Here is a 23,459-nt window from a genome sequence, read left to right as displayed (position 1 = left end):
GTCGTCAGGGCATCGGATCGAGGCCGTGCAGGGGGAACACCGCCTGCCGGGTCGCCATGACCGCACGGTCGATGGGGTCCGCTGGGTCATAACCGCCGGAGATGTCGTGAAATTCCGGGTTGCGGCCATCGGTCATGGTCAGCGGGGGCGCCTCGCCGGTGCGCTCCCTGACGTACTGGCGCCAGGCGTCGGGGGTGGGCGTGGCCGGATCGACGGGATGGCCGGCGGCCACGGCGATGAGGTGCGTCCAGATGCGCGGCACGACCTGGACGAGCTCGTAACCGCCGCCGCCCACCGCGATCCACCGGCCGCCCGCCGTCTCGTGCGCCAGGTCGTGCAGGGCGGCGTAGGCGGCGCGCTGGCCGTCGATGCTGAGCATGAGGTTGGCGAGGGGGTCGAGGGCGTGGCTGTCGCAGCCGTGCTGGGTGACCAGGATCTGCGGGCCGAACTCGCGCAGCAGCGGCGGCACGACCGCGTGGAAGGCGCGCAGCCAGCCGGAGTCGCCGGTGCCGGCCGGCAGCGCCACGTTGACGGCCGTGCCCTCCGCGCCGGTCTCGTGCGGGAAGCCGGTGCCCGGGAACAGCGTGCGCGGGCTCTCGTGCAGGCTGATCGTCAGCACCCGGGGGTCGTCGTAGAAGACGGCCTGCACGCCGTCGCCGTGGTGCACGTCGACGTCGACGTAGGCCACCCGGGTGGCCCCCTGCTCCAGCAGCCAGGCGATGGCCAGAGCAGGGTCGTTGTAGACGCAGAAGCCGCTGGCCGCGGCCGGCATGGCGTGGTGGAGCCCGCCCGCGACGTTGACGGCGTGCTCGGCCGCGCCCTCCCAGACCGCGCGCGCCGCCGCCAGGGACGCCCCCGCGATCAGCGCGGACGCCTCGTGCACGCCCTTGAAGGCCGGATTGTCGGTGGTGCCGAGCCCCGCCCGCAGGTCGGGCACGCCGGCCACGGAGACGCCCTTGACCGCCTCGATGTAGGCGCGGTCGTGCACCATGGCCAGCTCGTCGTCGCCGGCGGGCGCGCAGCCGGCCATCTCGACCTTGTCGAGGACGCCGAGCGCGCGGGCGAGCGCGATCGTCAGCTCGACCCTGATGGGCGCCAGCGGGTGGCTCGGGCCGAAGTTGTAGGAGGTGAGAGCGTCGTCCCAGATGACTCGTGCCGTTCGGCTCATGCCCCGCCCTCCGCGCGTCCCTCACCTTGCGCCGACGTTACCGCAGCGCCCTGTTCCGGTTGTAGCCCGGGTGATCGTCGGGGACGGCCTCGGTCGCATCAGAAATTTCGTGACTTAGTGTTTTATGGTGCGCTGGGCGCGACCTTTCCGCAGAATCTTCAATTTCTTCCGACGTCCCCGGGTTTTCGACACCACGATCGTGGTCGTGCTCGCTCTGTTCGCGAGCCTCGGGGTGATCGTGTCGTCCCTTCAGACGGGGGTCGACGGGGCGCTGGGGTCGGCGCACTTCCTGCTGACCAGCGTGCTGCTGCTCGTCCGCCGGACCAGGCCGGTGCTGGTGGCCGGGGCCGTCACGGTGGTGGACCTGATCGGCATCGCGGCCGGACTGGTGACGTCGGCCACCATCCCGGAGGGCATCGCCTTCTACAGCCTGGCGCGCCACTCCTCCGGCCGTCCCTCGCTGGTCATGGCGGTGGCGGGGATCGTCGCCTACGGCACGGTGATGGAGATCAAGGGGCCGGGCATCGGGCAGTTCCTGGCCGGCGCCTTCGTCGTCGCGATCCCGGCCGGCATCGGCGCGCTGGTCAAGACCAGGGCCGAGCTGAACGAGCGCAGCCGGCTGGAGGCCGCCGACGCCGCCGTACAGGCCGAGCGGCGGCGCATCGCGCGGGAGCTGCACGACGTCGTCGCGCACCACATCACGGTGATCAACGCCCTGGTCGGCGGCGCGCGGGCCACGCTCGCGCCGGAGCAGGAGGTCACCCGCGAGGCGCTGGAGAGCGCCCAGCAGACCGCCCGCCAGGCCATGTCGGAGATGCGCCGGCTGCTGCACGTGCTGCGGGCCGACGGCAACGACGGCCCGGACGCCGCGACCGGCGTGGGGGCCGACCGGCTGCCCGCGCTCATCGGCGAGGCCAGGAGCGCCGGGCTGCCCGCCAGCCTGACCGTCACGGGCGAGCCGGTGGCGTTGCCCTCGGCCGTGGACCACGCCGTCTACCGGATCGTGCAGGAGGCCCTGACCAACACCCGCAAGCACGCGGCCGGTGCCAGGGCCAGCGTGCGCCTGGCCTACGGGTCCGAGGCGGTGGAGGTCGAAGTGCTCGACGACGGCGTGCCGCAGCCGGGCGGCACGCCGGGGTTCGGGCTGGGCGGCATGGCCGAGCGGGTCGCGCTGTGCGGCGGCCGGCTTTCGACCGGCCCGCGTCCCGGGGGAGGATTTCGCGTGCACGCCCGCATCCCCTTGGAGGCAACATGATCACTGTGCTGCTGGTCGACGACCACGAGCTGGTCCGCAAGGGGTTCCGGCTGATGCTCGACGCGCAGCCCGACCTGTCCGTGGTGGGCGAGGCCGGCGACGGCGAGTCGGCCGTCGAGCTGAGCCGGCGGCTGCGTCCCGACGTGGTGCTGATGGACCTGCACATGCCGGGGCTCGACGGCGTGCGGGCGACCGAGCTGATCACCTCGGAGCTGCCGGGCGTGCGGGTGCTCGCGCTGAGCACGTTCGACCTGGACGAGAACGTGGTCGCGGCGCTGCGGGCGGGCGCCGACGGCTTCCTGCCCAAGGACGTCTCCCCCGAGGAACTGATCGAGGGCGTGCGCGTGGTGCACCGGGGCGAGTCGGCGGTCGCGCCGCGGCTGCTGACCCGGCTGATCGGCACGTTCGTGCGGGCGTCGAGGCCGCCGGCCGCGCCCGCGCCGCGGGGGCTGGACGCGCTGACCGAGCGCGAGCGGGAGATCCTCGTGCTGATCGCCAGAGGCCGGTCGAACACCGAGATCGCCGGGCAGCTGGCCGTCTCCCCCTCGACCGTCAAGAACCACGTGACCAGCCTGTTCGCCAAGATCGGGGTCAGGGACCGGGCGCAGGCCGTGATCGTCGCGTACGAGGCGGCGCTGATCAAACCTGGAGACTAGGACCAGGCTCCCAGGCCGCGCCCGGCAAGAACGTCCTCACGGCCGAAGAGAACGGCGGGCGCCGGCGGCACGCTTGGTGACATGACGGCGATTCGCGCAACCAACCTGAGCAAACGCTACGGCGCCACCCATGCCGTCGCGGACCTGTCGTTCGACGTCGAGCCCGGCCAGGTGACCGGGTTCCTCGGGCCCAACGGCGCCGGCAAGTCCACGACCATGCGGATGATCCTCGGCCTCGACCGGCCGTCGAGCGGGTCCGTGCTGGTGGACGGGCGGCCGTACCAGGAACATCGGCACCCGCTGCGCAAGGTGGGCGCGCTGCTGGACGCCAAGGCCGTGCACGGCGGCCGCAGCGCCCGCAACCACCTGCTGGCCATCGCCCAGAGCAACGGCATCCCGGCGAGCCGGGTGAACGAGGTGCTGGAGGCCGTCGGCCTGCGCGAGGTGGCACGGCGGCGGATCGGCGGCTTCTCGCTCGGCATGTCGCAGCGCCTGGGCATCGCGGCCGCGCTGCTCGGCGACCCCGAGATCCTGCTCTTCGACGAGCCGGTCAACGGGCTCGACCCCGAGGGCATCCTGTGGATCCGCACGTTCATGCGCAAGCTGGCGGCCGAGGGGCGCACGGTGTTCGTCTCCAGCCACCTCATGAGCGAGATGGCCCAGACGGCCGACCACCTGATCGTGATCGGCCGGGGCCGGCTGATCGCCGACACGAGCGTGCAGGAGTTCATCGGGCGCAGCTCGCAGGGCTACGTACGGGTGCGCTCGCCGCGCCTGGCCGAGGTCGCCGACCTGGTCAAGGTGGGCGACCTGTACCCCGACCACCTGCGCGTCACCGCGATGAGCACGCTGGAGATCGGCACCCTGACCGCTCGGGCCGGGATCCCCCTGGAGGAGCTGACGTTCGTGCAGCCCTCGCTCGAAGCGGCGTACATGGAGCTCACCAAGGACAGTGTGGAGTACTCGTCATGACCGACATCCTGAGGTCCGAATGGACCAAGATCCGTTCGGTGCGTTCGACGGTGTGGACGCTCGCCGTCACCGCCTTGCTCCTGATCGGCCTGGGCGGGCTGCTGTCGGTCGCGTCCAGGGCCACGGCCGACGGGCAGCCCATCACCGGTGACCAGGCCGTCATGACGAGCCTGACCGGCATCATGTTCGCCTCCCTGTCCATGGCCACGCTGGGCGTGCTGGTGATCTCCAGCGAGTACCGGACCGGCGGCATCCGCACGTCGCTGCTGGCCGTGCCGAGGCGGATGAGGCTGCTCGCCGGCAAGATCGTGGTGTTCACCGTGACGGCGCTGGTCGTCTCCACGGTCGCGGCGGCGGCCGCGGTGGCCGTCGGCGTGGCGATCCTGCGGCCGGGCTCGGTCGACATGGGCACCGCGGCGCAGTCGGTGTTCGGGGCCGGGCTCTACCTCACCGCCTGCGGCCTGTTCGGGCTCGGGCTCGGCACGCTGATCCGGCACACGCCGGGCGCGATCGTCTCGGCCATCGCGCTGATGATGGTGCTGCCGCAGCTCACCAACGCGCTGCCCGGCGCGTGGGGCAAGGCCGTCGCCGACCACTTCACCACCAACGCCGGCCTGGAGATCGTGCTGGACCAGCCCGGGAACCCGCTGGGGCCGTGGAGCGGGCTCGGCGTCTACGCGCTGTGGGTCGCCGTCGCGGTGGCGGCGGGGGCCGTGCTCATGCAGCGGCGGGACGCCTGAGCAGCACGGCAGGCTCTTCCGCCGCGGGTCACCCCGAGGCGAGCCGGCTCTCCCGCCGCGGGTCACCCCGAGGCGAGCCGGCTCTCCCGCCGCGGGTCACCCCGAGGCGAGCCGGCTCCCCCGCCGCGGGTCAGCCCGAGGCGAGCTGACGCCCCCGGTCGCGGGCGGCCTCGATGGCGGCCAGGAAGGCGGCGCGCACGCTGTGGCGCTCCAGCTCGGCGATGGCCGCGATCGTGGTGCCGCCCGGCGAGGTGACGGCCTCCCGGAGGATCACCGGGTGCTCCCCGGAGTCGCGCAGCATCACGGCGGCGCCGACGATCGACTGGGTGACCATGTCGAGCGCGGCGGCCCGCGGCATGCCGAGCAGGATGCCCGCGTCGACCATGGCCTCGACCAGGTAGAAGAAGTAGGCGGGGCCGCTGCCGGACAGCGCGGTCGCGGCGTCCTGCTGGGACTCGGGGATGCGCAGCACCTTGCCGACCGGCTTGAGCAGGCCCTCGGTGAGCTTGAGGTGCTCCTCGCCGGCGTGCGCGCCCGCCGAGATCACGCTCATCGCCTCGTCGAACTTGATCGGCGTGTTGGACATGACCCGGACCACCGGCACCTCGACGCCGAGCCGCTGCTCCACGAACGCGGTGGTGATGCCGGCCGCCGCCGTGATGACCAGACGGTCGGCCGGGACGTAGGGGGCGATCTCCGCCAGCAGGGTCGCCATGTCCTGGGGCTTGACGGCCAGGATCAGGGTGTCGGCCGACTTGGCCGCCTCGGCGTTGTCGACCGTGCGCACGCCGTAGGTCTCGCGCAGCGCCTGCGCCCGCTCCGGACGGCGGCTGGTCGCCATGATGTCGCCCGGCTTGAACCCGGCGCGCAGCAGCCCGGACAGCAGGGCCTCGCCCATCTTGCCGGTGCCCAGAATCGCGATCATCTCGACCTCTCGAAGGGGGAACGGACGCCGGCCCAGCCTACTAGCCCCGCGACAGCAGCGACCTGAGGAAGAACGCCAGGTTACGGGGGCGTTCGGCCAGGCGGCGCATGAGGTAGGCGTACCAGTCGGCGCCGTACGGGACGTACACGCGCACCTGGCCGCCGAGGCCGGCCAGACGGCGCTGCTCGCCGGGGCGCACGCCGTACAACATCTGGTACTCGAAGCCGTTGACGTCGCGGCCGTCGAGCACGGCCAGGGTGGAGGCGATCTGGATCATCCTGGGGTCGTGCGTGGCGATCATGGGGTAGCCGGTGCCCGCCATGAGGATCTTGAGGCAGCGCACGAACGAGCGGTCGACGTCGGCCGGCCTGCTGTAGGCGCCGGGGGCGGTGTAGGCGCCCTTGCAGAGCCGGACGCGGGCGCCGGCCAGCTTCTCGCAGCGTTCGAGCGCGTCGGGCAGGTACGCCTGGACCACGATCCCGACGTCGGGGTGCTCCTTGCGCAGGGTGGCGTGCACGAAGTGCAGGCCGCCGATCGTGTCGTGCTCCTCGGCGTCGAGCGTGACCGTGATGCCGCGGGCGGCCGCCGCCTCGCAGATGGTGGCCGCGTTGTCGAGCGCGACCTGCTCCGACAGCCGCAGGCCGAGCGCGGTCAGCTTGACCGAGGCGTCGCCGCCCGGCGGCAGCCGGTCGAGCAGCGACAGGTACTCGCGCACGGCCGCCTCGGCCTGTCTCCTGTCGGTCACCTCTTCGCCCAGGTGGTCGACGGTCACCAGCAGGCCCTCGTGGGACAGCGCGCGGATGACCTCGCCGACGTCGTCGGCGACGTATCGCTTGACCACGTCCCTGGTCAGCGGCGATGTGGTGATGACGCGTTCGGCGCGTTCGCTCTTGGAGACGGCGAGCATTGCCTGACGGAGCACGTGACCCACACTAACCGCCCACTTCCCGGGTATATCGCTGAACCGCGGACCTGCCCTTTTCGTCTTAGGGATATGCGCACAATGACGACAGCGACTCTTCTCGCCGGTTCTCTGGTGCTCGCGACGGGTTGTGCCACATCGCCGCCGGCCGCCCGTCCGCTGCCGCAGACGCCCGCCGAGCACGTCGTGACACCGGTCACGTCCGCCCCCAGCAAGGCCCCCGAGCCGGTCAAGCCCACCGGCGACGCCATCAACGTGCACAAGGTCCGCTGGACCAAGGCCGCGTCCCTCGCACGCGGCAAGCAGGTCAAGCTCACCTGGTGGTCGGGCGTGGAGCCGTGCACCGTGCTGGACAAGGTCAAGGTGAAGGAGACCGCCAGGAAGGTCACCATCACCCTGTACGAGGGCACGTCCCCCAAGGCCAAGAGCGTCTCCTGCATCATGCTGGCCGTGGAGAAGACCACGACCGTCAAGCTCAAGCACGCCCTCGGCAAGCGCAAGCTCGTGGACGGCGCGAAGCCCTAACGCCCGACGTCCCCCTCGGCCGCCCTCCTCATGACCGCGAGGTGGGCGGCTTCCTCATGCCGGTGGAACCGCCGGGCGTCCGCCCCCGTTACGCCTGATGTGTGGAATCACCCCAGTTCGTGGGAATGCCGACGCGCTCATCGGGGTTGAGTCGGGTAGGCTCAAGTCGTTTGACAAAGACGACACGAATCCGTAGCTTGAGTCCAACCGACTCAACTTTGACTACAAGGACGTACTCATGGCACGTGCGGTAGGTATCGACCTTGGGACGACCAACTCCGTCGTCTCGATCCTCGAGGGCGGTGAGCCCACCGTCATCGCCAACGCGCAGGGCTCGCGGACCACGCCGTCCGTGGTCGCCTTCGCGAAGAACGGCGAGGTCCTGGTGGGCGAGGTCGCCAAGCGGCAGGCCGTCACCAACGTTGACCGGACGATCCGCTCGGTCAAGCGCGAGATGGGCACCAACTGGTCCCAGGAGATCGACGGCAAGAAGTTCTCCCCCCAGCAGATCAGCGCCTTCGTGCTGCAGAAGCTGAAGCAGGACGCCGAGGCGTACCTGGGCGAGAAGATCACCGACGCGGTGGTCACCGTCCCGGCCTACTTCAACGACGCCCAGCGCCAGGCCACCAAGGAGGCCGGCACGGTCGCGGGCCTCAACGTCCTGCGCATCATCAACGAGCCGACCGCCGCGGCCCTCGCCTACGGGCTCGACAAGGAGCAGGACCAGACGATCCTGGTCTTCGACCTCGGCGGCGGCACCTTCGACGTCTCGCTGCTCGACGTCGGCCAGGAGGACGGCCACGGCTTCGTCGAGGTCAAGGCCACCTCCGGCGACAACCACCTCGGTGGCGACGACTGGGACCAGCGCGTCGTCGACGAGCTGGTCAAGCGCTTCCAGAACGCCCACGGCGTCGACCTCGCCAAGGACAAGATGGCCCTCCAGCGCCTGCGTGAGGCCGCGGAGAAGGCCAAGATCGAGCTGTCCAGCCAGGCCGAGACCAACATCAACCTGCCCTACATCACCGCCTCCGCCGAGGGCCCGCTGCACCTCGACGAGAAGCTGACCAGGGCCGAGTTCCAGCGCCTGACGGCCGACCTGCTCGAGCGCACCAAGGGCCCGTTCCACCAGGTCATCAAGGACGCCGGCATCAAGGTCTCCGACATCGCGCACGTGGTGCTCGTCGGCGGCTCGACCCGCATGCCCGCCGTCACCGAGCTCGTCCGCGAGCTGACCGGCGGCAAGGAGCCCAACAAGGGCGTCAACCCCGACGAGGTCGTCGCCATCGGCGCCGCCCTCCAGGCCGGCGTGCTCAAGGGTGAGGTCAAGGACGTCCTCCTGCTCGACGTGACCCCGCTGTCGCTGGGCATCGAGACCAAGGGCGGCATCTTCACCAAGATCATCGAGCGCAACACGACGATCCCGACCAAGCGCTCGGAGGTCTTCACCACGGCCGAGGACAACCAGCCGTCGGTGCAGATCCAGGTCTACCAGGGCGAGCGCGAGATCGCCTCGTACAACAAGAAGCTGGCCACCTTCGAGCTGACCGGCATCGCCCCGGCGCCGCGCGGCATCCCGCAGATCGAGGTCACCTTCGACATCGACGCCAACGGCATCGTCAACGTCTCCGCCAAGGACCTGGGCACGGGCAAGGAGCAGACGATGACCATCACCGGCGGCTCCGCGCTGCCGAAGGACGACATCGAGCGCATGATGCGCGAGGCCGAGTCGTACGCCGAGGAGGACAAGAAGCGCCGCGAGGAGGCCGAGGTCCGCAACAACGCGGACGGTCTGGCCTACCAGACGGAGAAGTTCCTCCGCGAGAACGACGACAAGGTCCCCGGCGACATCAAGACCGAGGTCAACGACGCCCTGGCCGAGCTGAAGAAGGCTCTTGAGGGCACCGACACCGACGTCATCCGCACCTCCGCGGAGAAGCTCGCCACGGTCAGCCAGAAGATGGGCTCGGCGATCTACGCCGCCGGCCAGGGCCAGCAGGCCGGCCCCGAGGGCGCTCCGCAGGACGCCTCGGCCGGTCAGGGCGCCAAGGCCGACGACGACGTGGTCGAGGCCGAGATCGTCGACGAAGACCAGCCGAAGAAGGACCAGTGATGCCGGCGCGCGACAACGGGCACGAGGAGCCGGTGATCCGCGACAAGCGCAAGATCGACCCGGAGACGGGCGAGGTTCGGGAGACCTCGGGCGAGCAGCCCGAGGCGCCCGCCGAGCAGGCGCCGGCGGCGGCCCAGGACGGTGAGCTGGCGGCCCAGCTCGCCGAGCGGACCGCCGACCTCCAGCGCCTCCAGGCGGAGTACACGAACTACCGCAGAAGGGTCGAGCGCGACAGGGTAGCGGTCCGCGAGCAGGCCGTCGCCGGCGCGCTGACCGAGCTGCTCCCCGTGCTCGACGACATCGGACGGGCCCGTGACCACGGCGAGCTGAACGGCGGCTTCGCGAAGGTGGCGGAGTCGTTGGAGTCGGCGCTCACCAAGCTGGGCCTCAGCGCCTTCGGCCAGAAGGGCGACCCGTTCGACCCGACGGTCCACGAGGCACTGATGCACAGCTACTCGCCCGACGTGACCGAGCCCACCGCGATCGAGGTGCTGCAGCCCGGTTACCGGATGGGTGAGCGGGTGCTGCGCCCGGCGCGGGTGGCGGTGGCCGAGCCCGAGGACGCTCCTCCCGCGTCCAATGACGACGAAGCAAACTGACAAAAGGACGAAGGGCCGTAGATGAGCACCAAGGACTACCTGGAAAAGGACTACTACGCCGTCCTTGGTGTGCCCAAGACCGCCACCGCCGACGAGATCAAGAAGGCGTACCGGAAGCTGGCCAGGCAGTACCACCCGGACACCAACCAGGGCGACGCCACCAAGGAGACCAAGTTCAAGGAGGTCTCGGAGGCGTACGACATCCTGTCCGACAGCAAGCGCCGCAAGGAGTACGACGAGGCGCGCACGCTGTTCGGGTCCGGGGTGGGCGGTCAGCGCCCCGGCGGTGGCGGTTTCCCGTTCGACTTCGGCGACCTGTTCGGCGGCACCGCCGGCCAGCAGGGCGGGGGCGCCGGTGAGCGGCTCGGCGACCTGTTCGGCGGGCTGTTCAACCGCGGTGGGGCGGGGGGCTCCACCCGCACGACGAGCGCGACCAGACCGCGCCGCGGCCAGGACGTCGAGTCCGAGGTCACGCTCTCGTTCACCGAGGCCGTCGAGGGCACCACGGTGTCGCTCAGGCTGACCAGCTCGGCCGCCTGCACCGCGTGCAGCGGCACCGGCGCCAAGGCGGGCACGACCCCCCGGGTCTGTCCCACCTGCGAGGGCACCGGCGCGGCCAGCCGCAACCTGGGCAACTTCGCCTTCTCCGAGCCCTGCCGCGACTGCAAGGGCCGCGGGCTGCTCGTGGACGACCCCTGCCCCGTGTGCGAGGGCAGCGGCCGGGCCAAGAGCACCCGCACGATCCAGGCCAGGATCCCCGCGGGCGTGGCCGACGGGCAGCGGGTCAAGCTCAAGGCCAAGGGCGCGCCGGGCGAGAACGGCGGCCCGGCCGGCGACCTCTACATCCTGACGCACGTCAAGCCGCACCCCGTGTTCGGCCGGACGGGCGACAACCTCACGATCACGGTTCCCGTGACGTTCTCGGAGGCCGCGCTGGGCGCCGAGATCAAGGTTCCGATCCTCAAGGGCATGCCGGTGACCCTGCGCATCCCGGCGGGCACGCCCAACGGCCGCACGTTCCGCGTGCGGGGCAGGGGCGTCACCCGCAAGGACGGCACCAAGGGTGACCTGCTCGCCAGCGTCGAGGTGCTCGTGCCGAAGACGCTCGACGACAAGTCGCGCGAGCTCCTCACCGAGTTCAACACCGCGACCGCGGGCGACGACCCGCGCGCCGATCTGATTCAGCGAGCCAGAAGCGAGTAGCCGATGGACGCCAACTATTTCGACCTGTCCGACGACACGCCTGTTTATGTGATTTCGGTGGCCGCGCAGCTCTCCGGGCTCCACCCGCAGACGCTGCGCCAGTACGACCGGCTCGGCCTGGTCAGCCCGGGCCGCACCGCCGGGCGCGGCCGCCTCTACTCCACAAGAGACATCATCCAGCTCCGCGAGGTCCAGCGGCTCTCCCAGGAGGAGGGCATCAACCTCGCGGGCATCAAGCGGATTCTCGAGCTCGAGAACGAAGCTCTGCGGCTGCGTGAGGAGGTTCACCGCCTGCGCGCCGAGATGCGGATGGTCCGGGCGCTGATCCGCTACGAGCTGCCACCGGGGGCCTAGGTTATGGACTACAAGCTCACCCAGAAGAGCCAGGAAGCTCTCTCGGGTGCCATGCGGCGCGCCGCCGCCGAGGGCAACCCGGAGATCTCTCCGGCCCATCTGCTCTCCACGCTGCTCTCCCAGACGGGCGGCACGGCCGTGCCGCTGCTCGAAGCGGTCGGCGCCGACTGGCGCACGCTGCGGGCGCGCGTCGAGGAGCAGCTCGCGGCGCTGCCGAAGGCTCAGGGCGCGACAGTGGGCGCGCCGTCGAGCTCGCGGCAGCTGCTCACCGTCATGAACACCGCCGCCCAGCACGCCAACCGCCTCGAAGACCTCTATGTCTCCACCGAGCACCTGCTCGTCGGCCTGGCGGCCGACGGCGGCGCGATGGCCGAGCTGCTCAAGTCGCAGGGCGCGACCCCGCAGGCGCTGCTCGACGCCTTCGAGAAGGTACGCGGCCACGCCCGCGTCACCAGCGAGACGCCCGAGGACACCTACCAGGCGCTGGAGAAGTACGGCGTCGACCTGACCGAGCGGGCCCGCGGCGGCGGCCTCGACCCGGTGATCGGCCGCGACTCGGAGATCCGCCGCGTGGTCCAGGTGCTCAGCCGCCGCACCAAGAACAACCCGGTGCTGATCGGCGAGCCCGGCGTCGGCAAGACCGCCGTCGTCGAGGGCCTGGCGCAGCGCATCGTGGCCGGCGACGTGCCCGAGTCGCTGCGCAACAAGCGGCTGATCTCGCTCGACCTGGGCGCGATGGTGGCCGGCGCGAAGTACCGCGGCGAGTTCGAGGAGCGTCTCAAGGCCGTCCTCTCCGAGATCAAGGAGAGCAACGGGCAGATCGTGACGTTCATCGACGAGCTGCACACCGTCGTCGGCGCGGGGGCCGCCGAGGGCGCCATGGACGCCGGCAACATGCTCAAGCCCATGCTGGCCCGCGGCGAGCTGCGCATGATCGGCGCGACCACGCTCGACGAGTACCGCGAGCGCATCGAGAAGGACCCCGCGCTGGAGCGCCGTTTCCAGCAGGTCTACGTGGGCGAGCCCACGGTCGAGGACACGATCGCGATCCTGCGCGGGCTCAAGGGCCGCTACGAGGCCCATCACCAGGTGCAGATCGCCGACAGCGCCCTGGTCGCCGCCGCCGCCCTGTCCGACCGCTACATCACCAACCGCTTCCTCCCCGACAAGGCCATCGACCTGGTCGACGAGGCCGCCTCGCGGCTGCGCATGGAGATCGACTCCCGTCCGGTGGAGATCGACCAGCTCCAGCGGAGCGTCGACCGCATGAAGATGGAGGAGCTGGCCCTGACGAAGGAGACCGACGAGGCGTCGGTCCAGCGGCTCGACCGCCTGCGCCAGGAGCTGGCCGACCGCCAGGAGGAGCTCAACGCCCTGGTCGGCCGCTGGGAGCACGAGAAGGCCGGGCTCAACAAGGTCGGCGAGCTGAAGAAGCAGCTCGACGAGGCCAGGGGCGCCGCCGAGCGGGCCCAGCGCGACGGCGACTTCGAGGCCGCCTCCCGGCTCATGTACGCCGAGGTGCCCCGGCTGGAGCAGGCCCTCCAGGCCGCCTCCGACGCCGCGCCGCCGGACAACGCCATGGTCAAGGAGGAGGTCGGCGCCGACGACATCGCCGAGGTCATCTCCTCCTGGACGGGCATCCCCGCGGGCCGCCTGCTGGAGGCCGAGACGGCCAAACTGCTGCGGATGGAGGAGGAGCTGGGCCGCCGGCTCATCGGCCAGCAGCAGGCCGTACAGGCCGTCTCCGACGCCGTGCGCCGCAGCCGGGCCGGCATCGCCGACCCCGACCGTCCCACGGGCTCGTTCCTGTTCCTCGGGCCCACCGGTGTGGGCAAGACCGAGCTGGCCAAGGCGCTGGCGGAGTTCCTGTTCGACGACGAGCGGGCGATGACCCGCATCGACATGAGCGAATACTCCGAGAAGCACAGCGTGGCCAGGCTCGTCGGCGCGCCTCCCGGCTACGTCGGCTACGAGGAGGGCGGCCAGCTCACCGAGGCCGTCCGGCGGCGGCCGTACACGGTGGTGCTGCTGGACGAGGTGGAGAAGGCGCACCCGGAGGTGTTCGACATCCTCCTCCAGGTGCTCGACGACGGCCGCCTGACCGACGGCCAGGGCCGCACGGTCGACTTCCGCAACACGATCCTGATCCTAACCTCCAACATCGGCTCGCAGTTCCTGGTCGATCCGAAGCTGGAGAACGACGCCAAGCGCGAGGCCGTCATGGGGGCGGTGCGCGGCTCGTTCAAGCCGGAGTTCCTCAACCGGCTCGACGACGTCATCCTCTTCGACGCGCTCGGCTCCGAAGAGCTGGCCCAGATCGTCGACCTCCAGGTCGACCGCCTGGCCCAGCGGCTGGCCGACCGCCGGCTGACGCTGGAGGTCAGCCCGGCCGCCCGCGAATGGCTCTCGCTGACCGGCTACGACCCCATGTACGGCGCCCGCCCGCTGCGCCGCCTGGTCCAGTCGGCCATCGGCGACAAGCTGGCCAAGGCCGTGCTGTCCGGCGAGATCGCCGACGGCGACAAGGTCAGGGTGGAGCTCGGCGACGACGAGCTGCTCATCCAGCGCGGCTGAGGCCGTGGCGTCGAGCCCGGAGATCCCCACGGATCTCCGGGCTCCGGCATGTCATGCCAGGGTCATGTCCCGTCGCCGCGGGGTAAGGTTCCCGCCACCCTTCGGACAAGCCGCACGCGACCGGCCGGACACGTGGCTAGCTTCGGCGTTCGTCAGATCACCGATTCCGATCAGAGGGACGTGCGGTGTCATCTCGTAAGATCCGAAGCATCCTCACGGTGGCCGCTCTGACCGCGGGCCTCACCTGGCCGGTCGCCGGTCCTTCGGTGGCCGACACCTGCCGGCCGCGAGCCGAGGCCATCGCCTCGTACTGCGACGGCCACGCCAAGCTCCAGCTCAACGAAGGCAGGACGAACGGCCACCGGGTCGTCACCGAGGAGGTCGGCAAGCTGGCCATGGCCGCCGGCGACATGGCCAGGCGGCTCGGCCTGACGGGTCTGGCGGCCGCCAGGTCCGCCATGGGCCCGCTGGCCGACCTCGGCGGCGTCGGGGCGACGTGGGGCATGCCCTCGCTGAACAGCGCCTCGCCCGCGCTGTTCCCCGCGGCCTCCGGCAACAGCGGGATGCGTGACCTGGCGACGACGCTGCAGGTGCCGGCGCTGCCCGCCCTCCCCGCGTTGCCGCAGACGCCCGTCGCGGCCCGGGTGCCGGCCGAGACGACGCTCGACGAGAGGCCGACCGCCCCCGCCTCGGCCCGCGCCGCGAAGTCACCGGGCAAGGCGCGGCAGCCGGTGCGGGAGGTCGGCGAAGACCTGATCTCGACCCTGCTGCCCAGGGCCGTGCAGAGCATCGAGGGCGCGTCGGCGCTGCCCGGCGGCTACCCCGCGATCGACGGCTTCAGCCGCCTGCTGCCCGGTCTCGACCTGCACTGAGCCAATGCGTCCGGGCGCGGGTCGTGCCTGCCGCGCCCGGGCTTCCTCAGCCGGAGGGGCCGTGGCCGCGCACTGTCGCGGCCCCTCCGGCCCGGCTTCGCGGGCACGCGACAAGCCGGGCCCCGCGCGGGGCCCGCCGGCCGGCCCCCGGACTAGGAGACGAGCTCGTCGAGCTCGTCCTCCGGAAGGCCGAGGTCGACCCTGATCCGGTATCGCGTCCGCAGCAGCGCCACCTGCTCGGGGTCGCCCTCGTCGCAGCCCAGCACGGCCTGGGTGGCCCATTCGAGGCCGCCCCGCAGATCGCCGTAGGCGACCAGGGTCTCCGCGATGGTGTGGGCCGTCGCCGTGGAGACGTCGCCCTCCGCGCGGATGGTCTCGATGAGCTCCCGGGCCTCGTCGGGCCGTTCGAGCTCGAAGAGGGTGTCGGCGATGCCTGCGCGCGGGTCGAAGCCCGCGTCGCCGCCGTCCTCCACGGCGCGCTGGAAACACTCCATCGCGCGTGCGGGCTGTCCCGCCGCTCGCCACTCCTCGGCGGCCAGGACGAGGATGGACGCCCTGGAGACGTCGCCGGACGAATAACCGAGCGCGACGTCGTAAAGCCGACTGGCCAAGGAACTGTGGTCGTCGGCCAGCAGGGCCTGCTCCAGCAGACGATCAAGGTGCTCTCGGGTCACATGCGCCACACCCGCGAGACTACCGAGCCGCCAGGCGGTTTGCCCGGTCAATGCGCATCGCCGGTCACATGCAAATTCGGCAACGTCTCGTCCAAGGCTGGTCACGCTGCGCGTGTATGCGCAGGTCAGCGGGCATATACGGCATGCTTTGCGGTACGCGGGCGGAGGGGGCTGTAATGGGCATGTCCAGGCAGATGACCTTCACGCTGGCCTGCGCCGTCGTTCTCTCGGCCCTCGGGCCCGGTGTGGCCGGGTACCTGTCGGCCCGGCTGGAGGCGATCCAGACGGCCGAACGCAACCTGCACGCGCTGCGGGCCAGGCTCGACGTCCGGCAGGCCCGGGACGTCCGGCCGGTGTCGTTCCCGCTGCCCTGCCTGCGCACGCCGGTGACGCCGCGCATCCAGCAGGTGCCCGCGACCGCGCTGGGCGACCGGCAGTCCGCCAGACGCCGGCACCGGGAGGCGGCGCCCCTGGTGCCCGAGTCGTGGCGGCGGGCCGCGCCCGGCGCCCACCGGCCGGTCATCGCCGGCACGGCCCGGTGATCCGGCCGGCGACCGCGGACCGCACGGCCCGGGCGAGCCCGAGCGCGACGCGGACCGGCCCACGCCTGTTGCGGGGGTCGAAGGGGGCACTGCGCTTGAAGGCGGACGGCGGAAGCTCGTACATCCTCACCTCAGGAAGACCCGTGACGGACAGCGACGATCGCTCGTCGCTGTCATGCCCAGATCTCGGTCAGCGTCCCACCTCGCCCTCGGTCAGCACGTGCGGCGACCACGACTTGAGCTGACGCGACAGGAACCCCCGCACCAGGTGCTTGGCGGCGTCGATGATGTCGGGCGCGCCGGCGGGGTCGCGCCGGAAGGCCAGCTTGAGCACCGCGTCGCCAGCCTCGACCGCGACCAGCACGGCCAGGTCGAGCGTCTCGCTGTCGGCCAGCCCGAACTCCTTGAGCAGCAGGCCGCGCAGCCTGCCCGCGATGACCGTGTTGTTCTCGGAGTCGGAGTCGAGCAGGTTGAGGTCGACGACGTCGCCGAAGTGCAGGCTCCTGAAGCCGGGGACCGTGCGGTGCATGTCGACGTACTCGTCGATGATCGCATCGACGGCCTCCCACCAGCCGCGGTACTCCTCCTCCATGAACCGCAGCCCCACGCGCGCCACGAACTGCTCGACGTTGCGCCGGGTGAGCTCCTGGGTGATGGCCCGCTTGTCGGGGAAGAACTGGTAGACCGAACCGATCGCGACGCCTGCCCGCTCGGCTATGCGGGTGGTGGACAGGGCCTCGTAGCCGGTCTCGTCGAGGAGTTCGGCGCAGGCGTCGAGCATGCGCTCGACGCGCCGGGCGCTGCGGCGTTGGGCCGGCTGCCGCCGGAGAGCTTTGGGGTGGACGCAGTCATCATCCATTTGCGGCGAAGACACGGATTCATCTTCTCTCGTCTGCACGATCGTTACCTACTAATTTGCGGGATTTCTCGGACGACTGCCCGTCGCGTCGCCCATGGCGAAATCCACGGGCCGGCATAACCGAATATCCGTACTGGTCGGCGCGCCGAATCCGGCCCGGCCCGCGGCCCGCGGCGCAGCGCGGACACCCGATGGCCCGGTGCCGCCGGATGGGAATGCGGCCCGGGACGACACCCCCGCCGATGATATGTTCGATAAAATGTTCCGGACGACGACCGCCATATTGTTCAGCACAATGCCCGGCACACTATATTGCGAGACGATATTTCGCGAATAATCTTCAATTCGAGCGATATCAGCGACGCCGGGCCGCCCCCGTCGTCGCGTGGCGGCCCCCCGCCACGGGTGCACGGCGCGAACATGTTGCGCCGGTGGAGCTCCAGCCCGTTGCGCGCGTCCCTGACGCGGTGGGCCGGCAGCAGGATCGCGGGCGCGGCGGGGGCGCCCTCCTCGAAGACCGCCGGTCGCACCCAGCCGCATGGGCGACCTCCTATTGGACGAACTGTCCAGAGGATAGATCGATCATGGCCGCGCGGCCAGCCCCGAGCACGAGCGCAGCGCCTTCCAGTCGCTCACGGCCTGGGTCCTGGCCGCGCCCGTCATGGGGATCGGGATGCCGCCCTGGATCGTGGCCGGGGTCCACTGGTCCTTGAGCACCTTGCGGCCGTTGATCGTCAGCGTCAGCACGCCCGTCCTGCCCGTGGTGCCCGGGGTGGAGTTGTAGAAGACGAAGTTGCCCATCCCGTAGCTGACGTAGGCGTCGTCCAGGTATCCGGCGCCGAGCAGGATGTGCGCGTGCCCGCCGACCACGACGTCGGCGCCCGCCGCGACCAGCTTGGGGGCGAGCGAACGCTGGGCCTCGTTGGGGCACTTCTGCATCTCGGTGCCCCAGTGCAGGTGCACGATGACGGTGTCGGAGGTCTTGCGCGCCTGGCGTACGGCCTTCAGCAGGCTCGCCTCGTCCTTGGCCGAGGCGAGTCCACCCTTGTCGGCCGTGGCCGTCCACGACTGGATGAACTCGGCGTCGAGCACCTGCGTCGCGCCGATGATCGCCACCCGGTTGCCGTTCACCGTCTTGCGGAAGGGTCTGTAGGCCTGCGCGGCGTTCGCCCCGATGCCCACGATCGGGAACTTGCTGCGCTTGATGGCCGCCAGCGAGTCGGCCAGGCCGCTCTCCATGTAGTCCATGCCGTGGTTGTTGGCCATGGAGGCGACGTCCACCCCGGCCGCCTTGAGCGCGCTGAACGCGGTCGCCGGCGCGCGGAAGGTGAACTGCTTGCCGGGCGCGGGCGTCCCGGCCGTGGTGATGGCGGTCTCCAGGTTCACCATCGTCAGGTCGGCCTTGCGCAGCACGTTCGCGATGGGTCCGAGGGCGGTGCCCGGGTTGGCGAGCCTGCCGCGCAGGACGCCCTCGAAGTGCACGTCGCCGCCGAAGGAGATGGTGAACGGCCGGCGCGCGGGCTTCGGCTTCGAGCTCGGCGACCCGGCCGCCTGCTGCTCGACCTGCTTGCTCTGGGGCTCTTTGTCAGGTGCCGACGAACATGCCGCGAGGGAGGCGGCGACGACCAGCACCGGTAGCACACGGGGGAGTCTCATCTACCGCCATTTCCGCTCGATCCAGACTTTTACGGATCGAGCATTCTATGGGCGGCAGATTAGGACTTGGTACCCATCAACCAGGTCAAAGCGGACCTGGTGGCGTCGTCCTTGGGGCTGTAGACGATCAGCCGCGTCTCGGGCGTGGCGGAGACGTTCAGGCTGGTCGTGCTGAAGCGGAGGTCGCCGGCGACCTCGTGCTTGAAGACCTTCACGCGGGGGCCCGGCTCGGCCACGTCCTGCCTGGCCCACATGCGGGCGAACTCGGCGCTCTCCGCGCTCAGCCGCCGCACGAAGTCCTGCCAGCAGGGGTCGTCGGCGTGCCGGCTGTAGGCGCCCCTGAAGACCGCGACCGCGCGCGGCAGCTCCGACTCGCGATTGACGAGGGTGGTCGGGGCCTCCGTGTTGACGAACGTCTGCCACAACGAGTTCCGCTCGCCGTCCGGGGCCTCGACGACGTGCGGGAACAGGGTGGCGTAGGCCGCGTTCCAGGCCAGCAGGTCCGAACGGCTGTTGGTGACGGACGCGGGCATGTCGCCGAGCTGGTCGAGGATGCCCTGCAGCTCGGGCGGCATGCGGCTGGCGTCGGCGACGGCGGGGGGCTCGGCCTGGCCGGTGAGCCGGTAGAGGTGCTGCCGCTCGGCGTTGTCCAGCATGAGCGTACGGGCGACGGCGTCGATCACCTGGCCGCTGACGTTGATCGGCCGGCCCTGCTCCAGCCACGTGTACCAGGTGACGCCCACCCCGGCGAGCTGGGCGACCTCCTCGCGGCGCAGCCCCGGCGTACGCCTGCGGGGGCCCGGCGCGAGGTTCACCATCTCGGGGGTGATGCGCGCCCGGCGAGTCCGGAGGAACGCCGCCAGATCCGTACGTCTTGCCTCGGTCACGGTCACACCTCCACTATGGGGGCATCCGCGCACACTTATCCAGGTGCCGCTAATACCAGTATAAAGGGACTCTCGTTACTGGTATCGGGTTCGCTAAATAATGAAACACATGACCGAATCCGCCACTGTCACCACTCCTGTCCAGGTCACCCCACCGGACAGGGCCAAGGCCAGCGGTCTGCTCCTCGCAGTGATCCTCGTCGGGCAGTTCCTGGCCATCCTCAACGTCAACATCGTCAACGTGGCCACCCCGACCATCGAGGCGGACCTGCACTCCTCCGGCGCGGGGCTGCAGATGATCGTCGCCGGTTACACCATTGTCTATGCCGTCCTTCTGATCACCGGCGCCCGGATCGGCGACCTCTTCGGCTACCGCAACGCCTTCCTCGGCGGACTGGCCGTGTTCACCGTCACCACGCTCGGCGCCGGCCTCGCGCCCTCGACGGGCTGGCTGATCGGCTTCCGCCTCGCCCAGGGCGCCGGCGCGGCCCTGATGATGCCGCAGGTGCTGACCCTGATCCAGCGCAACTACCAGGGCGCGGCCCGCGGACGGGCGATCGGGCTCTGGTCACTGGTGATCAGCGGCGGCATCGTCGTGGGCCAGGCGCTCGGCGGCATCCTGCTCGGTTTCGGAGCCGGCTGGCGGGTGGTGTTCCTGGTGCTCGTGCCGGTCGGGGCGGTGCTGCTCGGCATCGGGTTCCGCGCCCTGCCCGCCGACGAGGGCGGCGGCAGGACCGGGCTCGACCCGTGGGGCCTGGTGACCCTGTCGGCGGCCGTGCTGCTGTTCGTGGTGCCGCTGGTGCTCGGACGTGACCTGGGCTGGCCCGTCTGGGGCTGGGTCTCGATGGGGCTCAGCGTCGTGATGTTCGTGGCGTTCGTCCGGGTCGAGCGCTGGGTGACAGGGCGGGGCGGGCGTCCGCTGGTGGACGCCAAGGTGCTGGCCGCGCCGGGCATGCGTCCCGGCCTGGCGATCCTGCTGTTCGGCCCGGCGACGTGGGGCGCGTTCCTGTTCACCTCGGCCCTGCACCTGCAGGGCGACCTGCACCTCTCCCCGCTCGGCTCGGGCATGATGCTGGTGCCGTGCGCGCTCGCCTTCGGCCTCGTCGGCCTGCTGTGGCCGCGGCTGCCCGCGGGGCTGCAGCGCCCGCTCGTCCCGGTCGGCTACGTGGTGGCTGCGCCCGCCTACCTCGGCCTCGGCCTCGCCGCCGACGGCGGCGTCCTGTACGCGGTCATGAGCGCCCTCATCGGCGCCGGGCTCGGCGTGCAGGTGGCGGTGACCAACATGGCGACCGAGCAGGTCGACGGCGCGTACGCGGCGGACGCGAGCGGCGCACTGCTCACCGTGATGCAACTCGGCCAGGTCATCGGCGTCTCGACCGTGGGCACCCTGTTCATCTCGCTGAGCCAGGGCCACGGCACCGTCTCGGCCTCCCTCATGGCCGCCGTCGCGATGGCGGCCCTGGCCGTCCTGGCGGGCCTGAGCAGCCTCTTCCTGATCCGCCGCCGCTGACGTGCCGGCCGGCGGTGATCGCCCCACCACGGGTCGCCGACCATCGCCGGTTCGCCTTCACGGGACGCGAGCCCTTCGTCACCATGTACGCATGGCATCCCGATCTCCGCGGCGGTCGACCCTGCTGACGCTCCTCCTGGCAGCGGTCGCCTGCCTCATCGCGATGACGATGGGCTCGCCGCTCCTCCTCAAGCTGCTGGTGCCGGAAGATGCGCGGTGGCAGCAGCTCAGCGCGGTCGGCGAGACCTATGGAGCCGCTTCGGCGATCCTGTCCGCCTTCGCGCTCGTCGCCATCGGCTTCTCGCTCTTCCTGCAGGCCAAGGAGATGCGGCTGTCACGCTCGGCCGCCAACCGCGCCCACCACCTCCAGCTGATGCAGCTCCAGATGACCCATCCGGTGTTGCGGCGCGGGCTGGGGCTGCCGGACAACGGCCTCGGCAGGCGGACGCTTCTGGGAGAGCACACGTGACTACCGACGCGCGACCGCGGATGACAAAGCCGCCCTGCGATTCGTCGATGCGATCGACGACGCCTGGCGGCAGAGCAGAACGTCGGCGCCGGATCATTTGCTCGTCGGCCGCGCACGTCCTGCCGCGCTGAACGCTGCGGCGGCGGCTGTGGGCCGGATCTGGGAAACCCTACGAGGCGGGACGAGCCGGCGAACTCGGACCGGGGCTCGTCGTGGGCGGCCCTGAAGGTTGTGTCGCCAACTCGTCAGGGCCGCTTGCTCACCCGGCGGCAGCAGCCAGGGTCTGCAGGTCGAACTCGCCGTCACGCACCCCTGCGGTGAAGGCGGCCCATTCGGACGGCGTGAAGACGAGCACGGGGCCGTCCTCAACCTTGCTGTCCCGCAGGGCGACGTTGCCGTCTGCCAGAGGGGCGACCTCGACACAAGCGGTCGCTCCATTGCAGAAGGTGCTCTTCCGCCAGTTCGGGATCGTAGTGGTGTGCATTTTCTCCCCAAAAGGTATAGGCAGGCCCCATTGCCCGCCTACTGGGACCGCGTGCTCTAGCGCCGCCACAACATGGCTTTGCGTTGGATGAGTACGCGGGATTCGTCCTCGTCGAGTGCCTCTGCCCACATGTGGTCAAAAGCGTTCTCATAGCCGGCGACTCGTTCGAGGTCCTCTACGAAGTGAGCAGTGTACAAGTGCTCCAAATAGACGACATCGTCGAAACCGGTGAACTTCAGGTGAATGAACGCCCCGGTATTGACCGGATGGAGCGAGTCCAGCGGCAACACCCGGACGTTGACGTGCGGCAACAGGGAGACCTCGATGAGGTGTTCCATCTGCTCCCGCATGACCGAGGGCTCCCCGAAGCGCCGCATCAGCACCGCTTCGTCGAGCACCACGTTGAGGCGGCAGGGATCGGGCCGGTGCAGAACCCGTTGCTGACGGTCGAGGCGGGCCTCGACGCGACTGCGCACGCCGCTGTGCGTGATCCGGACGATTCCGCGCGCGGAGAGGATGACCTCTCGCGCGTAGTCCTCGGTCTGGAGGAGACCGGACACCAACTGGGGTTCCCAGTTGCGCTGAACCGTCGCCTCCGCCTCCAGCCCGAGAAGCCTGATGTACTCCTCGGGAAGGGAGTCTTCATAATCTTCCCACCACCCGCGCTGCTCCGCATCTCGCAGGAGGCCGAAGAGTTCGTCAAGTCTGTCGCCGTCGAGACTGTAGAGCTCGCCCAACGCCTTGATGTCGGCGGCGCTCGGCATGGTCTTCGCGGCTTCGATGCGGCTGACCTTGCTGGCCGACCAGCCGAGCTCGCGCGCCGCCCGGGCCCCGGTGAACTTCCGTCGTTCGCGAAGGAGGCGCAACTCCTGGCCTAGGCGGAGCCTGCGCACTGTCGGACTGCCCTGCTGCGATGGCACCGTCCACTCTCCTTGTCGGGAATGAAGGTGTGGCGGGAACGGATCGTTTGGCAACCCGGTTTGTGGGCCGTTCACTCAATCTTACACTGCAACTTGCACGAACTCTGCCGCATGGGGTTGCCCGAAGGCTTTCACGGAGAGAGCGTGGGAGCAAGACAAGGCTTCACGTAGGTATAGAGGTCGGGGGGAGGATTTACGGCCACCTCGGACGTCTCATATACACCTGACAGAACGCATGCAAGTTGCACGGCAACTGGAACGGCAACCTGCGAAGAAAGTTAATTCTTCCCTTGCTCGATGTATTGCAGCATCTCCGTACGCGGAGGACGATCGAGCCAGGAGGGTTCTCGACCGACGAGGGGAGGCCGGGATGACGAAACGGCCCCGCGCGTCGGGCTCTCCGCTCACGATCGGGCGCCCGCGACAGGGCCGCCTCACCGGCAACGGAGCCGTCCCGGATACGAATGTCCGCCCAAGGGAGGCCGCTTGCCGGAAGGACCGTCCCATCACCTGAAAAGCGTGTCGCTCATCGGAGCACGAAAGAAATTGCCGGGCCGAGACCGGATCCGCGTTCGCCGCATAT

The 23,459-nt window shown here is 70.4% G+C and carries 22 protein-coding genes and 1 pseudogene; 14 read left to right on the top strand and 9 right to left on the bottom strand.

Translation table 11 applies throughout. From position 1 onward, the window contains the following. Positions 1–4: 4 nt before the first annotated feature. Positions 5–1,168 (bottom strand): acetoin utilization protein AcuC, encoded by a 1,164-nt coding sequence (locus tag ACFYYW_RS24545; RefSeq protein WP_387651775.1) that lies wholly within the window; start codon positions 1,166–1,168, stop codon positions 5–7. Between the two features lie 205 nt (positions 1,169–1,373). Between ACFYYW_RS24545 and ACFYYW_RS24540 the strand changes: the two genes are divergently transcribed. The 4 genes from ACFYYW_RS24540 (at position 1,374) to ACFYYW_RS24525 (ending at position 4,791) form a co-directional block, all read left to right on the top strand. Then, positions 1,374–2,423, top strand: a complete 1,050-nt coding sequence (locus tag ACFYYW_RS24540; RefSeq protein WP_387651772.1) for a sensor histidine kinase — start codon at positions 1,374–1,376, stop codon at positions 2,421–2,423. Continuing rightward, positions 2,420–3,079 carry a response regulator transcription factor gene (locus ACFYYW_RS24535; RefSeq protein WP_352325261.1) on the top strand — a complete coding sequence of 220 codons (660 nt, stop codon included), beginning with the start codon at positions 2,420–2,422 and terminating at the stop codon, positions 3,077–3,079. Before ACFYYW_RS24540 ends, ACFYYW_RS24535 begins: the two co-directional genes overlap by 4 nt. 81 nt (positions 3,080–3,160) lie before the next feature. After that, the gene (locus ACFYYW_RS24530; protein ID WP_387651770.1) at positions 3,161–4,051 is read left to right on the top strand and encodes an ABC transporter ATP-binding protein; all 891 of its coding nucleotides are present in this window, start codon (positions 3,161–3,163) and stop codon (positions 4,049–4,051) included. After that, complete coding sequence (locus tag ACFYYW_RS24525; RefSeq protein WP_352325259.1) at positions 4,048–4,791, top strand: ABC transporter permease; 744 nt, start codon at positions 4,048–4,050, stop codon at positions 4,789–4,791. The genes ACFYYW_RS24530 and ACFYYW_RS24525 overlap by 4 nt, the downstream gene beginning before the upstream one ends. Positions 4,792–4,921: 130 nt before the next feature. On the opposite strand, the gene proC is transcribed toward ACFYYW_RS24525, so the two are convergent. Further along, positions 4,922–5,716, bottom strand: coding sequence for a pyrroline-5-carboxylate reductase (gene proC, locus ACFYYW_RS24520; RefSeq protein WP_352357328.1), 795 nt, complete (start codon positions 5,714–5,716; stop codon positions 4,922–4,924). A 40-nt stretch (positions 5,717–5,756) separates the two neighbouring features. Beyond that, complete coding sequence (locus tag ACFYYW_RS24515) at positions 5,757–6,638, bottom strand: proline dehydrogenase family protein (protein ID WP_352325256.1); 882 nt, start codon at positions 6,636–6,638, stop codon at positions 5,757–5,759. 81 nt (positions 6,639–6,719) lie between these two features. Between ACFYYW_RS24515 and ACFYYW_RS24510 the strand changes: the two genes are divergently transcribed. From ACFYYW_RS24510 to ACFYYW_RS24480, 7 genes and pseudogenes are all read left to right on the top strand, one after another. Beyond that, entirely contained in the window at positions 6,720–7,163 is a 444-nt protein-coding gene (locus ACFYYW_RS24510; RefSeq protein ID WP_387651766.1) for a hypothetical protein, read from the top strand. Positions 7,164–7,401: 238 nt separating this feature from the next. After that, positions 7,402–9,273, top strand: a complete 1,872-nt coding sequence (gene dnaK, locus ACFYYW_RS24505) for a molecular chaperone DnaK (protein ID WP_352325253.1) — start codon at positions 7,402–7,404, stop codon at positions 9,271–9,273. Continuing rightward, positions 9,273–9,872 carry a nucleotide exchange factor GrpE gene (grpE, locus tag ACFYYW_RS24500; RefSeq protein WP_387651763.1) on the top strand — a complete coding sequence of 200 codons (600 nt, stop codon included), beginning with the start codon at positions 9,273–9,275 and terminating at the stop codon, positions 9,870–9,872. Before dnaK ends, grpE begins: the two co-directional genes overlap by 1 nt. 21 nt (positions 9,873–9,893) lie before the next feature. Next, positions 9,894–11,075, top strand: a complete 1,182-nt coding sequence (dnaJ, locus tag ACFYYW_RS24495; protein WP_387651760.1) for a molecular chaperone DnaJ — start codon at positions 9,894–9,896, stop codon at positions 11,073–11,075. Positions 11,076–11,078: 3 nt separating this feature from the next. Beyond that, positions 11,079–11,402, top strand: a pseudogene (locus ACFYYW_RS24490) (heat shock protein transcriptional repressor HspR); the annotation flags it as partial. A gap of 30 nt (positions 11,403–11,432) precedes the next feature. Then, positions 11,433–14,003, top strand: coding sequence for an ATP-dependent chaperone ClpB (gene clpB / locus ACFYYW_RS24485; RefSeq protein WP_352325250.1), 2,571 nt, complete (start codon positions 11,433–11,435; stop codon positions 14,001–14,003). 218 nt (positions 14,004–14,221) lie between these two features. Continuing rightward, positions 14,222–14,875 (top strand): hypothetical protein, encoded by a 654-nt coding sequence (locus ACFYYW_RS24480; protein ID WP_387651757.1) that lies wholly within the window; start codon positions 14,222–14,224, stop codon positions 14,873–14,875. A 152-nt stretch (positions 14,876–15,027) separates the two neighbouring features. On the opposite strand, the gene ACFYYW_RS24475 is transcribed toward ACFYYW_RS24480, so the two are convergent. Beyond that, the gene (locus tag ACFYYW_RS24475) at positions 15,028–15,558 is read right to left on the bottom strand and encodes a tetratricopeptide repeat protein (RefSeq protein ID WP_352319079.1); all 531 of its coding nucleotides are present in this window, start codon (positions 15,556–15,558) and stop codon (positions 15,028–15,030) included. Between the two features lie 173 nt (positions 15,559–15,731). Between ACFYYW_RS24475 and ACFYYW_RS24470 the strand changes: the two genes are divergently transcribed. After that, positions 15,732–16,091: a hypothetical protein gene (locus ACFYYW_RS24470; protein WP_352319081.1), complete on the top strand. Its 360-nt coding sequence runs from the start codon at positions 15,732–15,734 to the stop codon at positions 16,089–16,091. A gap of 190 nt (positions 16,092–16,281) precedes the next feature. Here the strand turns inward: ACFYYW_RS24470 and ACFYYW_RS24465 are convergent, their stop codons facing one another. The 3 genes from ACFYYW_RS24465 to ACFYYW_RS24455 all read right to left on the bottom strand — a co-directional run bounded on the left by ACFYYW_RS24465 (position 16,282) and on the right by ACFYYW_RS24455 (position 19,493). Continuing rightward, on the bottom strand, positions 16,282–16,872 hold the full coding sequence (locus ACFYYW_RS24465) for a TetR/AcrR family transcriptional regulator (protein WP_387652033.1): 591 nt from the start codon (positions 16,870–16,872) through the stop codon (positions 16,282–16,284). A 660-nt stretch (positions 16,873–17,532) separates the two neighbouring features. Beyond that, complete coding sequence (locus ACFYYW_RS24460) at positions 17,533–18,606, bottom strand: CapA family protein (RefSeq protein WP_387651754.1); 1,074 nt, start codon at positions 18,604–18,606, stop codon at positions 17,533–17,535. Between the two features lie 59 nt (positions 18,607–18,665). Then, positions 18,666–19,493, bottom strand: a complete 828-nt coding sequence (locus ACFYYW_RS24455) for a helix-turn-helix transcriptional regulator (RefSeq protein ID WP_387651751.1) — start codon at positions 19,491–19,493, stop codon at positions 18,666–18,668. A 109-nt stretch (positions 19,494–19,602) separates the two neighbouring features. Here ACFYYW_RS24455 and ACFYYW_RS24450 point away from each other — a divergent pair, with 109 nt between their 5' ends. After that, the gene (locus tag ACFYYW_RS24450) at positions 19,603–21,003 is read left to right on the top strand and encodes an MFS transporter (protein WP_387651749.1); all 1,401 of its coding nucleotides are present in this window, start codon (positions 19,603–19,605) and stop codon (positions 21,001–21,003) included. A 91-nt stretch (positions 21,004–21,094) separates the two neighbouring features. Beyond that, positions 21,095–21,472, top strand: coding sequence for a DUF6082 family protein (locus tag ACFYYW_RS24445; RefSeq protein ID WP_387651746.1), 378 nt, complete (start codon positions 21,095–21,097; stop codon positions 21,470–21,472). 259 nt (positions 21,473–21,731) lie between these two features. Here ACFYYW_RS24445 and ACFYYW_RS24440 read toward each other — a convergent pair whose 3' ends face one another. Together ACFYYW_RS24440 and ACFYYW_RS24435 are read right to left on the bottom strand one after the other, a co-directional pair. After that, positions 21,732–21,956: a DUF397 domain-containing protein gene (locus tag ACFYYW_RS24440; protein ID WP_387651743.1), complete on the bottom strand. Its 225-nt coding sequence runs from the start codon at positions 21,954–21,956 to the stop codon at positions 21,732–21,734. Positions 21,957–22,012: 56 nt separating this feature from the next. Next, positions 22,013–22,876: a helix-turn-helix transcriptional regulator gene (locus ACFYYW_RS24435; RefSeq protein WP_352319091.1), complete on the bottom strand. Its 864-nt coding sequence runs from the start codon at positions 22,874–22,876 to the stop codon at positions 22,013–22,015. Positions 22,877–23,459 lie beyond the last annotated feature (583 nt).

It is taken from the genome of Nonomuraea sp. NPDC001831, assembly GCF_042892035.1.
Taxonomy (GTDB): domain Bacteria; phylum Actinomycetota; class Actinomycetes; order Streptosporangiales; family Streptosporangiaceae; genus Nonomuraea.
This window is presented reverse-complemented; position numbering and strand designations above follow the sequence as displayed.

Bases quoted from the DNA above. Each gene is read 5' to 3' on its own strand.
- ACFYYW_RS24545 (WP_387651775.1), bottom strand. From the start codon at position 1,168: ATGAGCCGAACGGCACGAGTCATCTGGGACGACGCTCTCACCTCCTAC.
- ACFYYW_RS24535 (WP_352325261.1), top strand. From the start codon at position 2,420: ATGATCACTGTGCTGCTGGTCGACGACCACGAGCTGGTCCGCAAGGGG.
- ACFYYW_RS24530 (WP_387651770.1), top strand. From the start codon at position 3,161: ATGACGGCGATTCGCGCAACCAACCTGAGCAAACGCTACGGCGCCACC.
- ACFYYW_RS24525 (WP_352325259.1), top strand. From the start codon at position 4,048: ATGACCGACATCCTGAGGTCCGAATGGACCAAGATCCGTTCGGTGCGT.
- proC (WP_352357328.1), bottom strand. From the start codon at position 5,716: ATGATCGCGATTCTGGGCACCGGCAAGATGGGCGAGGCCCTGCTGTCC.
- ACFYYW_RS24510 (WP_387651766.1), top strand. From the start codon at position 6,720: ATGACGACAGCGACTCTTCTCGCCGGTTCTCTGGTGCTCGCGACGGGT.
- dnaK (WP_352325253.1), top strand. From the start codon at position 7,402: ATGGCACGTGCGGTAGGTATCGACCTTGGGACGACCAACTCCGTCGTC.
- grpE (WP_387651763.1), top strand. From the start codon at position 9,273: ATGCCGGCGCGCGACAACGGGCACGAGGAGCCGGTGATCCGCGACAAG.
- dnaJ (WP_387651760.1), top strand. From the start codon at position 9,894: ATGAGCACCAAGGACTACCTGGAAAAGGACTACTACGCCGTCCTTGGT.
- clpB (WP_352325250.1), top strand. From the start codon at position 11,433: ATGGACTACAAGCTCACCCAGAAGAGCCAGGAAGCTCTCTCGGGTGCC.
- ACFYYW_RS24470 (WP_352319081.1), top strand. From the start codon at position 15,732: ATGTCCAGGCAGATGACCTTCACGCTGGCCTGCGCCGTCGTTCTCTCG.
- ACFYYW_RS24465 (WP_387652033.1), bottom strand. From the start codon at position 16,872: ATGCTCGACGCCTGCGCCGAACTCCTCGACGAGACCGGCTACGAGGCC.
- ACFYYW_RS24460 (WP_387651754.1), bottom strand. From the start codon at position 18,606: ATGAGACTCCCCCGTGTGCTACCGGTGCTGGTCGTCGCCGCCTCCCTC.
- ACFYYW_RS24450 (WP_387651749.1), top strand. From the start codon at position 19,603: ATGACCGAATCCGCCACTGTCACCACTCCTGTCCAGGTCACCCCACCG.
- ACFYYW_RS24445 (WP_387651746.1), top strand. From the start codon at position 21,095: ATGGCATCCCGATCTCCGCGGCGGTCGACCCTGCTGACGCTCCTCCTG.
- ACFYYW_RS24440 (WP_387651743.1), bottom strand. From the start codon at position 21,956: ATGCACACCACTACGATCCCGAACTGGCGGAAGAGCACCTTCTGCAAT.